Annotated in this window: 1 protein-coding gene; it reads right to left on the bottom strand. The window is 68.5% G+C overall.

Annotated elements, in window-relative coordinates:
* The coding region (locus EO139_RS16680) for a TonB-dependent receptor plug domain-containing protein (protein ID WP_164739890.1) at nucleotides 1–387 on the bottom strand (387 nt) is incomplete at both ends.

Here is a 387-nt window from a genome sequence, read left to right as displayed (position 1 = left end):
CTTGAGCACGATGTTGACCACGCCGGCGATCGCGTCGGAGCCGTATTGCGCCGACGCGCCATCGCGCAGCACCTCGATGCGGGCGATCGCCGACATCGGCAGCGAGTTGAGATCGGCCGGCGCCGAACCACGACCGACATAGGGGTCGTAGTTCACCAGCGAGGAGGTGTGATAGCGCTTGCCGTCGACCAGCACCAGCACGTTGTCCGGCGACAGCCCGCGCAGCGTGGCGGGACGGGCGGCGTCGTTGCCGTCGGCGATGGCCGGGCGCGGGAAGTTCAGCGACGGCAATAGCTTGCCGAGCGCGGTGGCGACATCGGTGGCGCCGGTGGCCTGCAGCGACTCCTCGGAGATGATGTCGATCGGCGATTCGGATTCGGCCACGGT

The sequence above is a fragment of the Xanthomonas sp. BRIP62411 genome (assembly GCF_003993525.1).
GTDB lineage: Bacteria > Pseudomonadota > Gammaproteobacteria > Xanthomonadales > Xanthomonadaceae > Xanthomonas > Xanthomonas euroxanthea.
Note: the sequence above shows the minus strand (reverse complement) of the source record. Positions and strands in the feature narration are given on the sequence as shown.